Annotated in this window: 12 protein-coding genes and 1 pseudogene; 12 read left to right on the forward strand and 1 reads right to left on the reverse strand. The window is 51.4% G+C overall.

What is annotated here, in order from left to right; translation table 11 throughout:
- The 5 genes from OB13_RS08415 to hrpB form a co-directional block, all read left to right on the forward strand.
- Positions 1-1,300: GAF domain-containing protein (locus OB13_RS08415; protein ID WP_461489716.1), on the forward strand; the 1,300-nt coding region annotated here is incomplete at its 5' end.
- Between the two features lie 33 nt (positions 1,301-1,333).
- Positions 1,334-5,458, forward strand: coding sequence for a chemotaxis protein CheB (locus OB13_RS08420; RefSeq protein WP_461489717.1), 4,125 nt, complete (start codon positions 1,334-1,336; stop codon positions 5,456-5,458).
- Positions 5,455-5,913, forward strand: coding sequence for an antibiotic biosynthesis monooxygenase family protein (locus tag OB13_RS08425; protein WP_461489718.1), 459 nt, complete (start codon positions 5,455-5,457; stop codon positions 5,911-5,913). The genes OB13_RS08420 and OB13_RS08425 overlap by 4 nt, the downstream gene beginning before the upstream one ends.
- Positions 5,914-6,024: 111 nt before the next feature.
- Complete coding sequence (locus OB13_RS08430) at positions 6,025-6,543, forward strand: ankyrin repeat domain-containing protein (protein ID WP_461489727.1); 519 nt, start codon at positions 6,025-6,027, stop codon at positions 6,541-6,543.
- Positions 6,544-6,870: 327 nt separating this feature from the next.
- Positions 6,871-9,417, forward strand: coding sequence for an ATP-dependent helicase HrpB (gene hrpB / locus OB13_RS08435; protein WP_461489719.1), 2,547 nt, complete (start codon positions 6,871-6,873; stop codon positions 9,415-9,417).
- A 73-nt stretch (positions 9,418-9,490) separates the two neighbouring features.
- Here the strand turns inward: hrpB and OB13_RS08440 are convergent, their stop codons facing one another.
- On the reverse strand, positions 9,491-10,903 hold the full coding sequence (locus tag OB13_RS08440) for a S8 family peptidase (protein WP_461489720.1): 1,413 nt from the start codon (positions 10,901-10,903) through the stop codon (positions 9,491-9,493).
- 701 nt (positions 10,904-11,604) lie between these two features.
- Between OB13_RS08440 and OB13_RS08445 the strand changes: the two genes are divergently transcribed.
- The 7 genes and pseudogenes from OB13_RS08445 to OB13_RS08475 all read left to right on the forward strand — a co-directional run.
- Positions 11,605-12,228, forward strand: coding sequence for a hypothetical protein (locus OB13_RS08445; RefSeq protein WP_461489721.1), 624 nt, complete (start codon positions 11,605-11,607; stop codon positions 12,226-12,228).
- Positions 12,229-12,235: 7 nt separating this feature from the next.
- On the forward strand, positions 12,236-12,544 hold the full coding sequence (locus OB13_RS08450; RefSeq protein WP_461489722.1) for a winged helix-turn-helix domain-containing protein: 309 nt from the start codon (positions 12,236-12,238) through the stop codon (positions 12,542-12,544).
- An 84-nt stretch (positions 12,545-12,628) separates the two neighbouring features.
- Positions 12,629-12,967: a potassium transporter KefB gene (locus tag OB13_RS08455; protein WP_461489723.1), complete on the forward strand. Its 339-nt coding sequence runs from the start codon at positions 12,629-12,631 to the stop codon at positions 12,965-12,967.
- Positions 12,958-13,341, forward strand: a complete 384-nt coding sequence (locus OB13_RS08460; protein WP_461489724.1) for a hypothetical protein — start codon at positions 12,958-12,960, stop codon at positions 13,339-13,341. The genes OB13_RS08455 and OB13_RS08460 overlap by 10 nt, the downstream gene beginning before the upstream one ends.
- A gap of 51 nt (positions 13,342-13,392) precedes the next feature.
- Positions 13,393-13,683: a hypothetical protein gene (locus tag OB13_RS08465; protein WP_461489725.1), complete on the forward strand. Its 291-nt coding sequence runs from the start codon at positions 13,393-13,395 to the stop codon at positions 13,681-13,683.
- A gap of 66 nt (positions 13,684-13,749) precedes the next feature.
- Complete coding sequence (locus OB13_RS08470) at positions 13,750-14,040, forward strand: hypothetical protein (RefSeq protein WP_461489726.1); 291 nt, start codon at positions 13,750-13,752, stop codon at positions 14,038-14,040.
- 96 nt (positions 14,041-14,136) lie between these two features.
- A pseudogene (locus OB13_RS08475) lies at positions 14,137-14,600 on the forward strand (hypothetical protein); the annotation flags it as partial.

Below are 14,600 nucleotides of genomic sequence, written 5' to 3' on the forward strand. Positions count from 1 at the left end.
TCAGAAATTCAACGACCAGTATAGCCAGGATAAGATCCCGTTCACACTCCCTTTTCAGATTCAGGGAAAGGAGATCTCTTTCACGGCCCTGATTCACCCCCAGGAAAGTTATATCCTGCTGGAACTGGAAGAAAACAAGGATGCCGCACAGCAAACGTTCGTTGGCTTTTACCAGCAGATCCGATACATTACGTCTTTGCTCAAACAGGCAGAAACAACCGAGGAGATCGCACGAATTGCAGCCCAGGAACTCAAAAAATTCACCGGATTTGACCGCGTACTGGTCTACCAGTTTGATCCGCAGTGGAACGGCACCGTGATCGGGCAGGCCAGAGAGGCAGATATGAGCGACTACATGGGCCTCCGCTTCCCTGCATCGGATGTACCCAAGCAGGCACGGGACCTGTACTTCAAAAATCCCTACCGCCTCATCCCTACCCGGAATTATCAGCCCGTACGCCTGATCCCGATCGTCAATCCGCTCACGCAACGCTTCACCGACCTGTCGGACTGCAACCTGCGCAGCGTCGCGGTCGTGCACCTGGAATACCTGGCCAACCTCAACATTACGGCTTCGATGTCGCTGCCCATCATTATCGAAAACCAGTTGTGGGGACTCATCTCCTGCCACCATAAAACGGCCAAGTATCCCGCTTACGAGACGCGTACGGCGATGGAGCTGCTCAACACGATCATTTCGGCCCAACTGGCCGCTAAAGAAAAAGAAAAGACCATTACGCTGCAGGCGCAGCTGCGCGGTGTACATGCCCGTCTCCTCGAGCAGCTCTACAACAGCAGCAGTTTTGAAGATAGCTTGCTGAACGGCCCAACCAAATTACAGGAACTTCTCAACCTCACGGGCGCAGCCATTGTGTATGATGGGGTGCATACAAGCGGCAATCCACCCAGCAAACAGGAAATCAAAGAGCTGGTATCCTGGCTACGGCGCAACAAAACGGAAGGACTTTTTGTTACGAATACCCTGCCCCGGCACTACCAGCACAGCAAAGACTACAAAGACGTGGCCAGCGGCCTGATCGCCCTGGCCATCAATTCGGAGCAGGGAGAGTATATCCTCGGCTTCCGGGAGGAAGTGCTTCAAACCGTAAACTGGGGCGGCGACCCGAACAATGCCATCCAGATAGAGCCCAATGGAAAGAACTATCACCCCCGGAATTCCTTTGCAACTTACCAGGAAACCGTTAAGCATACTTCGCTGCCCTGGCACGAAGAAGAAGTGGAAGCAGCCGAGGCGCTACGAAGCGCTGTGCTGGAGAAGATTATCAGAAAGAAGTATTAAGATTATTATCAGTAAAGTTCCCGAACACCACGCATGTCGCAATCACCCATAAAGGCACCCAAAATCAAATCATCGACCAGGCTCGCTGACCACTATCTGGTAGGTATCGGCGCATCTGCGGGCGGATTGGAGGCCATTCACAAGCTATTTGACCATTTTCCGAGTAACTCGAGCTTTTCATTTGTGATCATACAGCACCTGTCCCCTGATCACAAAAGCCTGATGGCCGAGTTGCTCACCAAGCATACCCGCATGCAGGTGCAGGAGGCCGAGGACAATATGTTCACCCGGCCCAACTGCGTGTATGTACTGCCCAGCGGCAAACAACTTACTATCCTGAACGGCCGGCTGCGCCTTTCCGAGAAACCACGCAACCGCGAGCCGAACTTTGCCATCGATGTCTTCTTTGAGTCGCTGGCGAAAGACCGCGGACAGTACGGCATCGGTATCGTCCTATCCGGTACCGGTACGGATGGCAGCAAAGGGGTCCGGGCGATCAAACAGGCCGGCGGCCTGGTGGTGGTACAAGATCCGGCCACAGCCAAGTTCGACGGCATGCCCCGCAGCGCCATCGACACTGGCAATGTGGATTTTGTGCTTCCGGCAGACCTGATGTCGGATGAGATCATTGAGTATACGCGCAGAACGCCTTTGCTGAAGTCTCTGCTGGAGGAGGACGGAATGCATAATCCTGAAGAAGAAGAAAGCATTCTGCAGGAAATACTGGACCTGGTTTGTACCCATACCCAGACTGATTTCACCAATTACAAGCAGGGCACGATCCGGCGCCGGATACAAAAACGGATGGATCACCTGAAGGTGGATACCACAAAAGAGTACCTGACCTTTCTGCATGAAAATCCGGCTGAGATCAAACTGCTTTGCCAGGAGTTCTTTATCAATGTGACCAGTTTTTTCCGGGATCCTGAGGCATTCCGGCTGCTCGAACTTCAGGTGATCCCGGAGATAATAGCCAGCAAGGAAAAGGACGAAACGGTGAAGGTATGGGTGGCCGCCTGCAGCACCGGTGAAGAAGTGTATTCCCTGGCCATGCTGTTCTTTGAAGCATTTGACAAACTGGGACGCACTCCGGATGTGAAGCTCTTTGCCACGGACATAGACCAGCGGGCCCTGCGCCAGGCTTCCAAAGGGCTCTATCAGGCTTCTATTGCCAAATACCTGACACCGGAACGCCTGGACCGCTTTTTCCTTCAAAGCGGAAACAAATACCTGGTAAATGATGAGATACGGAAGCTGGTGATCTTTGCCCAGCACGACCTGCAGAAAGATCCGCCTTTCAGCAAGATCGACCTGATCACCTGCCGCAACATGCTCATCTACCTCAACCCTGTCCTGCAGCATAAGGTGCTCTCCCTCTTCCCCTATGCCCTCAATCCGAAGGGCTACCTGATGTTGGGACCGAGCGAGCACATAGGCGAACTGAAAGAATACTTTGAGGAGGAAGACCGCAAATGGAAGCTGTTCCGCAAGATCAAGGAAAGCCGGGGCATGCAGCAGAAATACGGGATCACTGATTATGCATCCGGCCTCACCCAGATCAGCCAGGCGAGCCAGTACAAAGCCAACCAACTGAACCGCTACAACGATACCTTCATGGATGCCCTGGCCGAGGACTTCAAAGTGACCGGCCTGTATGTGGACGAATCGTACCAGCTGCTGCACGGCATAGGCGACATCAATCGCTTTCTCAAATTTCCGGATAGGCGCCTGCACTTCAACCTGATCAAGATGGTGCCCGAAGAACTGGCGGTGACGCTGAGTGTCGGCATCCGCAAAGCCCTCAAACAGAACCGCAATGTCGTCGCGCGGCAGGTTGCGGTGAAGTTCGGGAAACAGGAAAAGATGATCCATGTGTCCATACGCCCTGTCATCATCGAAAAAGGGCAGCCCAAGGTCATCCTGGTGCTCCTGCAGGAAATGGGCCAGGTTTCTCCTGTTCCCAGAGTGTCGGATCTGTCCGTTGTTTCTGATTCGGACTATTTCCAGCAGCTTGCGATGCTGGAAATGGAACTCAATGAGACGCGCGACAACCTGCAGATGACCGTACAGGATCTCAGCACTGCCAACGAGGAGCTGCAGTCGAGCAACGAGGAACTCATGTCTTCCAATGAAGAACTGCAGAGTTCCAACGAAGAGATGCAGTCGCTCAACGAAGAACTCCATACCGTCAACTCCGAGCACCAGCTCAAGATCAAAGAGCTGCAGGAGCTCAATGAAGACCTCGACAACTTCTTCCGCAGCTCCAACATCGGCCAGCTCTTCATCGATTATAACCTGACGATCCGCAAGTATACGCCGTCCGTAGAGGGCCTGATCAATATTCTGAGTGCGGATATTGGCCGGCCGGTCCATCACATCTCCCACAACCTGAAATACGCCCGTCTCACCGAGGATATTCAGCGGGTGAACAATACATCGGTGGAAGTGGAGCAGGAAGTAGAGACAAACGATGGCCGCTGTTTTCTTATGCGCATCATCCCATACCTGAAACGCGACGGGAACAAAGACGGTGTCGTGCTCAGCTTTGTCGATGTAACCACCCTTAAAACGCTGAGCAGTGTCGTGCAGGGCGTACTCAACAGTTCCCTGCACAGCATCATGGCCTTCCAGGCCGTGCGCGATGACCGCAACGAAATAATGGATTTCAACTGGACCCTGCTCAACAGCAAAACAGAAGAATTATTCGGTGCTACCAGCGCCAACCTCCTGCATACCAGCGTGATGTCTACGATGCCTTTCCTGCGCAAGAGCGGCCTCTTCAAAAAGTATGTCGAGGTGGTCGAAACCGGCAAACCACTGCACATGGAGCAAAGGCTGGAGATAAACGGGGAGAAAGCCTGGTATGAGATAGCGGCCGTCAGAATGTCGGAGGGCCTAACCGTGACCATGGCCGATATCACAGAAAAGAAAAACAGCGAAGATAAGATACTCAAGGCCTACGAAGACCTGAAGGAAGCTGAAGAAAAGCTGGTCAGACTCAACAACGAGCTGGAAAGAATAGTGGAGAACCGGACCAGAGAACTGGCTTCCAGCGAAGAACGCTTCCGGCTCGTTTCCATGGCGACCAACGACGTGGTGTGGGACTGGGACCTGGCCACCAATACGATCTGGTGGAACGATAGCCTGCAAAATATGCTCGGCTATGATGAAAACCAGATGGGCGAAGGTATAAACAGCTGGTTTGACAAACTGCACCCGGAGGACAAAGAACAGGTCGTTTCCAGCGTTAACAAGGCCATCAATCATGGCAAGGAGCAATGGTCCGGGGAATACCGTCTCCTGAAAAAAGACGGCACCTATACCTATGTCTCGAACAGGGCCTACATTCTGTACAACGAGTACCAGATGCCTTTCCGGGTCCTCGGCTCCTTCATGGACCTGTCGGATCTGAAGGCTGCCCAGGAAGAGCTGCAGCAGACCAATGAACACCTGCTGCGGGTAATCGAAGACCTGGATACATTCGTCTACACGGCATCCCATGACCTGAAATCGCCCATCGCCAACATTGAAGGACTGATGCTGCTGCTCGAGGAACAGATAGAGAATTCGGAGCCATTGCCGGGCGAACCGACTGCGCCGCTGTTCGATATGATCAAGAACTCCATCTGGCGCTTTAAGAACGTGATCAAAGACCTGACCGATATTGCCAAGGTGCAGCGCGATGTGGACGGTGAAGCGGAATCGGTGAGCCTGCAGCAGGTATACGACACGGTATACCTGAGCCTGGAAGAGGAGTTCGCGAAAAAGAAGGCGATCCTAGAAACAGATTTTTCGCAGGCTCCGCAGATCAATTTCTCCAGGAAGAACCTGTACAGCATCTTCTACAACCTCATCAGCAATGCCATCAAGTATAGCTCCCCGGACAGGCAACCAAAGGTCTCTCTGAAGTCAGCGATAGAAGGCAATAACATTGTACTGACCATCAAAGACAATGGCCTGGGTATCAGTGAAGAAAACCTGACCAAGATGTTTACCTTGTTCAAGCGCTTCCACTCGCATGTAGAAGGCACGGGTATGGGCTTGTACATTGTGAAGCGTATTATGAGCAATGCCGGTGGCGAGATAGAGGTACACAGCGAAGAGGATAAGGAAACCACCTTCAAACTCTTCTTTAAGATGGAAAACGCCGGAGAGTGATCTCTCCGGCAAAGCAAGGGAGCAAACAGGTATACCTGGTGAGGAGCCCGGTATACCTGTCACCGGCTTCAGTAAGCATGCGCGGGCCACGTCCGGCATTTAAATTTAATTTTACACCATACCCTTCCAGGAAGGGAAAAGAATCGATTTACAGCAGTATGTACATAGCACTCAGCACCTTTGAAGTGGCCAACGACATGGCACCAGAAGTAAGAACAGCTTTCGGCAACCGGCCACACATGGTAGACAGCGAAAAAGGTTTTTTAGGGATGAAAGTTTTTTCTCCCCAGGAAAACGGCAACGAGTTCTGGGTGATGACCACCTGGACGGACGAAGAAAGCTACCGGGTTTGGTACAAAGAGCACATGAAGGAATCGCATCAGGGCATACCGAAAGGACTCAAACTGGTCCCCGGCAGCATGAAAGTGCGCTTCTTTGACCAGGTAAGTGAATAGTGCTTGCTGCTTGGAGGAAGTGTTTTTAGGTATAGCTGCGTGCCTGGACGGCTAAAATAGCCCCTCCGGTACTTATCACCGTACGTATGCATTAAACGCTAAACGATCATCCTGCTAAACGATACCGGTATGACTTTCCACTCCACCAATCCGATCGACATCCTTTTTGATGCCGCCCGAAAGGGAAATACTATGTTGCTGCGACAACTCATTGAAGAGGGCGTTGATGTAAACGAGCACGGTCCCCGGGGCTTTACTCCCCTGATCATTGCCACGTATAACGACCAACTGGAGGCTTCCAGAATATTGCTGGAGGCAAAAGCCGACATCAATGCACAGGACTTTGCCGGCAACACTGCCCTGATGGGCATATGCTTCCATGGCTACGAAGACATTGCGCACCTGCTGCTCGAGAACGGCGCAGACCTCAACATCCAGAATGGCAGTGGTGGAACAGCGCTCATGTTTGCCACCATGTTCGGCAGGAATGGCATGGTAAAACTCATGCTGGAAAAAGGAGCCGACAGAAACCTCCGCGACAGCCGCGGCCTGACCGCCCAGGAAATGGCCGCCAACGTCGGCAACACCGAAGCCCTGCAGTATTTCGAAACGATCAAAGAAGAGAATTGAAGGTTTGGAATTTTAATTCTTCTTTTGAAATAGCATAATATCCCGTTTCTACTCATAAATCATTTTCCGGAAAGTATATATTAGCAGTTCTTAGTTCAAGCAACTTCTGCCCTCGCTCGCGTCCCGCGCGTGTGAGAATTCAGGCGGAATCTGGCCGCCGGCACCCTCCTGCCAGACGACAGGACACTACCCATTTAGCACTGCACCCGGATGCTTTCGGCCCTGAAACATTTCCAGACAAGTCCACTTAAAAAGGTTTCGTGGGATTGACCACTCCAAACGATTGAACATCGATTAATTCCGAAAGAATTCTGAAATTGCGGGTATATGTCTTCCGCTACCTTACTTTCCAGTTTACCTGATCTTCCTGTTAAAGAAGCGATTCCACGGCTCATGCAGGCACTCTCCGCAAACACAAGAACTGTGCTGGAGGCGCCTCCCGGTGCGGGAAAAACCACGCTCGTACCCTTGGCTCTGCTCGAGGCTGACTGGCGGCAGGATGGCAAGATACTCGTACTGGAACCCCGGCGCCTTGCTACACGTGCAGCGGCACAACGCATGGCAGACCTGCTGGGAGAACCGCTGGGGCAGACAGTAGGGTACTGGGTACGGATGGAACACGTCGTATCTGCCAAGACACGTGTGGAAGTCGTGACAGAAGGTATCCTCACCCGCATGCTGCAGGAAGATCCGGCACTCGAAGGTATTGCTTGTGTCATTTTTGATGAGTTTCATGAGCGAAGCCTGCAGGCCGATCTCGGGCTGGCCCTGGCCCTGGATGCCCAGGCCGTCCTGCGCCCTGATCTGCGTTTGCTGGTCATGAGTGCTACATTGGATGCCACTACCGTCGGCAACTGGCTGCAGGCACCCGTTATCCGGAGCGAAGGCCGTCAGTACCCGGTGGAGACGCATTACCTTTCCCCTACGGAGGTTGCTTCAGCCGGTAATCGTCCGGGCGAGCGGCTCACCAACCTGGTCCCGAAGGCCATCCGGCAGGCGCTGGCAAAAGAGGCGGAGGGCGATGTGTTGGTTTTTCTGCCCGGTATGGGTGAAATGCGAAAAGTAGCCCAGCAACTGGAAGACCGGTTACCACCCGCTACCGTGCTGCACCTGCTGCACGGCGACCTGGCCTTATCCAAACAACTGGCCGCGATACAGCCTGCGCCTGCCGGGCAGCGGAAAGTGGTGCTGGCCACCAGTATTGCCGAAACAAGTTTAACCATAGAAGGGGTCAAAATAGTAGTGGATGGCGGCTATGCGCGGGTACCCAGGTTTGTTCCCCGCACCGGCCTTACCACGCTGGCTACTATACCTGTTTCCAGGGCAGCAGCAGACCAGCGCCGTGGCCGGGCCGGCAGACTGGGCCCGGGGATCTGCTACAGGCTCTGGTCTACGGCCGATCAGCTGCAACTCCCGGACCGCCAAGACCCGGAAATCTGTGAAGCGGACCTGAGCGGTCTGGCCCTGGAACTGGCGCTTTGGGGTATAAAAGATGTTGCTGCGCTGCAATGGCTGGATACCCCTCCTGCCGCAGCCATGGCGCTGGCCCGCGACCTGCTGCTGCGCCTTGAGGCCATTGACGCATCCGGCAATGCCACCCCACACGGAAAAGCCATTGCGACCATCGGCCTGACGCCCCGCCTGGGGCACCTCGTGATCCGGGGCCGTGAACTGGGGCTTACAGAGAGTGCCTGCGCACTGGCTGCTCTCCTTTCGGAACGCGATATACTCAGGCCGGTACAGGTACCCGGGAGCAATCCCCTGCCCGACCTGATGCTGCGCCTCGAAATGCTCGCTGGCAAACGCCCGCCTACACCAGGCTTTGCAACGGACGAAAATGCGCTACGCCGTGTACGGGAGCAGGCCCAACATCTGCGCCAGCGTTTACGGGAACCCAAAGGAATCCTTCAGCCCGATGCAGCAGGTATACTCACAGCTCTTGCCTATCCCGACCGGCTGGCACAACGGGAGTCTTCCGGGCGGGTTCGGCTGGTCACCGGACAAAGAGCTACTCTGTCCACCGAGCTGTTTGGGGAAGCTGATTTTTATGGTATAGCGCATCTCGAGATAAGTAACCAGGCACGCGTGTTGCTGGCTGCACCGCTCTCCAGACAGGAGATTTTAAAGCACTTCAGCGATCAGCTGGAGGAGCTGCAGGAAGTGCGCTGGGATGCAGCGACCGAACGGGTCCTGGCCCGGCAGATCACCCGCATCGGCGCACTGGTGCTGGAAGAGAAACCACTTGGCAAACCGGATCCGGAGCTGGTTTCGGCTGCACTGCTACAGGCGCTTGAGGAGAAAGGTATAGAGCGGCTGCCTTGGTCAGAGGAAGCCCGCCGCACCAGGCAGCGCATGTCCTTTCTTTACCAACTGGAACCCGGCAACTGGCCTGATGTATCAGATGAAGCGCTGGCTGCGACCATGGAGGAATGGTTACTGCCCCACTTGGCAGGACTCCGAAGTATGGATCAGGTAGCGCGGCTTGATTTTAACCATATCCTGCTTTCCAACCTCTCCTGGGAGCAGCAACAGGAGATGAACCGGCTTGCGCCCACCCACTTGGATGTACCGAGCGGCTCGCGCATCGCGCTCGATTATACCGACCCGGCTGTACCGGTCCTGGCGGTACGCTTACAGGAGGTGTTTGGGCTGCTCGAGACCCCTCGCATTGGCAATGGCAAAGTGCCGCTCCTCCTCCACCTGCTCTCCCCGGCTTCACGGCCGGTGCAGGTGACGCGCGATCTCCACAGTTTCTGGAGCAGTGGTTATTTTGAGGTACGCAAAGACCTGCGTGGCCGCTACCCCAAACACCATTGGCCCGAAGACCCGCTTAGTGCCCCACCTACCCGGGGAATCAAAAGAAAAACATCCTGAAACCTGTAGCATGAAAAAAGGCCGCTCGAATGAGCGGCCTTTTCTATTCTAACACTAGCAAAAATATCTGTTTCTAGAAATTGCTCACGTTCAGTCGTCCGCCGGAAATACATCTGCCGGTCAGCGATGAAGTAGGCAATGAACTGCTCATGATCGCATTTTTGATCGTAGCAGCACTAGCGGACGGATTGGAAGCAGCATAAAGCGCTGCAGCACCCGTTACGTGTGGCGTTGCCATAGAGGTACCACTGTAGGAGCCATAGCTGGCCGTGCCACTCTTGGAGGGCAACGTAGAGTAAATGCCTGAACCCGGTGCACCAATGTCTACAGAAGAAGCTCCGTAGTTAGAGAAGCCGGAACGGGCACCTGAGCTCGTGATAGAAGCTACCGCGATAATATTGGAATTAGCATAGCTGGATGGGTAGTGCGGAGTAGAATCGTTGTTGTCGCCAACCCCGTCGCTTCCGCCGTTGCCTGCAGCTGCTATGAACAGGATGTTCGCCTGGTTGGAACGCTCGATCGCATCATACAAAGCCTGCGAAAAGCCACCGCCACCCCAGGAATTATTGGAGGCTACCAGGTTCAGGTTGTGGCGCGACTTCAGGTCGGTCAGATAGTCTACAGACTTGATGGCATTGGCAGTTGTACCGCCATTGCGGCCCAGGAACTTGGCAGAGATCATTTTTACATTCCAGGCTACCCCGGCTACCCCTGTGCCGTTTCCGCCCACACCCCCGATGGTACCGGCCACGTGGGTACCGTGATCATCCTGCGATCCATCAAAAGTAGAGTTGTTGTTACCGTCAAAATCCCAGCCGTACACGTCGTCGATGTAACCGTTGCCGTCATCGTCCACGCCATTAGCAGCTACCTCTCCCGGGTTTTTCCAGATATTGGCCGCCAGGTCACTGTGGCTGTGCATCACGCCTTCATCTATGATACCAATCACCACAGAAGAAGAACCTGTATGGTTGTTGGCCCAAGCCGCACCTGCCTGGCTGCCATACTGGTTGGCAGGAGAAGTGGAGCTTCCATACATACCCCAGAGGGACCCATTGGTATAATAGGTATCGTTGGAAGTAGCGTTGTGCTGATAAATGTAGTTTGGTTCTGCATACTCAATTTCAGCACCTTTCAGCTTGCCGATCGCTTCCAGTGCAGCCAAGGGCGTGTGTACCAGCACCAGGCCTTCTCTATCTCCGAACCTTTCCATGGCTTTGGTATGGATCTTTTCTTTGACAGTACCACTGATGCGGGCAAGAGCAGCCGCTCTGGCATTTGCAGCCACTCCGGATTTGAACTTCACCAGTACTTCGTTTGCCACAAAGTGTTGTCCGCCACGTGATGCAGCCGCCTGCGTCTCCTGTGATACAACGAAGCCTTCGCTCTCCGGAAGAGTTTCTTTTTCGCAACCTGTCAGCACGAGGGCGGACAAAACAGCTACTGCAAAAGCAGATTTACCTGCTCTTAAATTTAAGTTTTTCATGTTAAGAATAGTGTTTATGGTGAGATGTATTTGAATGATGGAATAACCGAATAATACTACATCTCAAAAAGGAAAGTACACCAGAAAAAGTAAGTATAAATTTTACAATAATCAATACCACAAACACGCAGAATGGGACAAGAAAAAGGCGCTTAAAACCTCCTGGATTAGGTCGTTGTTACGACAATTTACACAAAAGGTAACATGCTACAAAACAAACACTTACCTTGTGTTTAAACACTCAAATTTAAAATTATATCATATTAAAAACAAGCTATATTTTAGTTACCTTCTTTCAGCACATACCTATACCTGATTGATCGAATCCCCTTCCCTTCGCCAGCTAATAATGAGGCTCTCAGTTTCACTTAAAATGCAATTAAGGTGCACTTCTGAAATCAGATTGAATGGGTCAACTTCTATAGCTAATTTGATAAGCAGCAAAGCAAGCTTCAACCGACAACCTTCAGCCGGTTTAGAGCGAAATTGACGCCAGTGCTATACCTTATCCTAAAGCAGACCGCTGCCCTCTGTCTAATTCGAATGCCCGGCAAATTCAATTCCTGGGATTAGAAATTCTTCTGGATCCTTCTACCCGGGTGATCGATGCGGACTGTTACTTTCCTTATAAAAAATATTTTACACCTATTTCTTGACATTCCGTATACCTTCATTAACTTTGAAACACAAAGTACTTTATTATGAACCAACAGCAAGACCAGCTAGCCACCCTACACGAGATCCGCAACATCATGGATCGCTCTTCCCGGTTTATTTCGCTAAGCGGACTTTCGGGAGTAGCGGCCGGCGTTTCTGCGCTCATCGGAGCAGCGGTTGTAAAATGGTACCTGGTAGAGCATAATATAAACTATAGCCAAACCCTGGGCAGCGACCTGACCAGTAACAATCTTTTGTTTCTGGTTGCAGTAGCAGCGCTTGTATTTATACTTGCCTTCTGTTCGGCTACCTATTTTACAGCACGCAACGCTAAAAAGAACAGCCACCGTGTTTGGGATAGCAAAACAGAGCGTCTGTTGGTCAACCTGTTTATACCTGTTGCGGCAGGTGGGATATTTTGCGCCATACTGATTTACCATGACCTCTTATACCTGGTGGCCCCTGTCATGCTTCTATTTTATGGATGTGGTTTATTGAACGCCAGCAAGTATACCCTCAGCGACATCCGGTACCTGGGCCTGTTCGAGATCATACTTGGTCTGGCAGCCAGCTTTTTTGTAGGGTATGGCTTAATAGCCTGGACGCTGGGGTTTGGGGTGCTGCACATAGTTTACGGTGTGCTGGTGTATTATAAATACGAACGCTAACAGGCCGGTGAAAGATTACCTTGAAAATATAAATAAAGCCTTCGAAAGCAGGGCGCGGCTAGGCATTATGTCGGTACTGATGGTGGAAGAAAGAGTAGATTTTAACACCCTGAAAGAAACGCTGCAATTAACGGACGGCAACCTGGCCAGCCACCTGCGTGCGCTGGAAGAGGCGGAATACCTGCGCGTGGAAAAACAATTCGTGGGTCGTAAGCCGAACACGACCTACCAGGCTACCGATGGGGGCCGCGAAGCTTTTAAAAGCCATTTGGATGCCCTGGAGCAACTGATTTTGAACAACCGGAACGGAAGCTAAATTTTTTTATTCTTACACTTTGTAACTCAAAGTACTTTAAACATAAATTAAAATCAAATACAGAATAAGTAATACTAAAAGGCAATGACACAAAAAAGCGACTTGCATAATCAGCCCATTCATACAGCTTCGGTACGAAAACGAATGCTGTTGGGCGCGGGGATTGGTTTGATCCTGATCTCCTTCTTCCTGATCGGGGCCGGAGAGCCTGCCCCGGAATGGCCAACGCTTTGGTGGATCCGGCCGCTGCTGGTGGTTCCGGCAGCCGGTGCACTGGGTGGCCTGTTTTATTATATCATGGATCCGCTGCGCGGCCAGGGCGGCTGGCGAACCGCTTTGGCTTACTGCTTAAGCGTGGTGGTATTCCTCATCGTGCTGTGGCTCGGTACGGTATTAGGCTTAGCCGGCACTATGTGGGATTGATCAGAAATGAATTTGTTGCTTTTAACTTTTTAAAAAATAAAATCATGCAGGACAAAAACGAATATCAGGGAGAAGTGGTGAAAAACGACGGTTCTACTGCTCTGACCATCATCAGCTGGTTGTTTGGAATACTTTTTTTCGCTATCGGCTTTGTGAATACCTTCTGGGGAAACGACCCCGGTTTTGGCATTTTCATCTTACTGCTTTCCCTCCTTTATTTTCTTCCAGTTAATGCCCTACTCCAAAAAACAATTGGTTTCACCATCCCTAAAATGAGCGTAATCAAAATCCTGGTGGGCATCTTTATTATCTGGGCAGCCATGGGAGTGGGCGAATTGTTCGATAAGATCGAGCTTATGCTGATGGATGTATAATGATTCAGGATTAAATATTTTTTCAAAACTTCAACTCAAAAAATAAAAAATATGATGACGCAAAACAGAAGACTTATCGGCATTATCCTCACAGTAGTGTTCATACTACTCATTCCGTTTATTGCCATGCAGTTCACGGATGAAGTGAATTGGGGTTTATTTGACTTTATAGTTATGGGTGTTCTGCTTTTAGGCACTGGTCTCCTGTGTGAGCTGGTCATGCGGAAGGTGAAGAATATGGACTACCGGATCGGCATCCTCGCACTTATTCTGATAGCGCTCTTTCTCATCTGGGCAGAACTGGCAGTCGGTATTTTCGGATCACCCTTCGCCGGCAGTTAGACAGTGAAGCCTTGAAGGACGAAAAGTGAAAAAAAATTTCAATATATAGCAAAATTCGATAAAGTCATGGAATACAATTCAGCAAAGCATAACACACCAGACATCTGGAATCTAAGCGGTTGGATCTTTGGTCTAGTCGTTCTGACAGTCGGCATCTTAAATATGTTTCTGGTGCACCCCGTACCGGGAATTGCTTACCTGCTTATATCGCTGGTTTATTTGCCTCCGGCAAATGCCTACCTCCGGAAGAAGTTTGGCTTCTCGTTTCCACTTGTAGTCAAGATCGCGCTGGGCATAGTCCTTTTCATGTTCACGTTAGGTGTGAGCGACCTGGGCGATATGATTGACAAATTGTGATGCTATCGGTGAGGACAACATCCGATTTGTACCTATACAAGTCTTAAAAACGCTTTAGGATCAGTTTATACTCTCTCCAGATCTATCAAAACCGCCATGAAAAACGAAATACTAACCCATCTGAACGATCCCGGTCACCTCGAACGGTTATACAGAACCAACAAAGCACCTTTTAAACGGGAATTCACATCAATGTATCAGGAATTGAAGGGCAATGCACTCGCTGATTTCTGGAATGAAAGGCTGAATTACGAAACGGATGATATCAACTGGGGTACCACCCGGGAGTTACTGTTTGTGCTAATGACTGCTTTAACGGCCGGTATTATTGCCAAAATACCGGTCCTGTTCCGGATCGAGGAAGAGTTCTTTTACCCCCGGAATATTGGCTTCATCTTCCTGCCACTCCTGACAGCTTACTTTGCATGGAAAAACAACCTGCAGCCCAGAAGTATAGCAGTGATCTGCGGTGTCATGCTGGTTTCGCTGATCTATATCAACCTCCTTCCTGCATCCACTACCAGCGACACCCTGATATTGGCCTGTATCCATTTGCCTCT

The sequence above is a fragment of the Pontibacter sp. HJ8 genome (assembly GCF_054824225.1).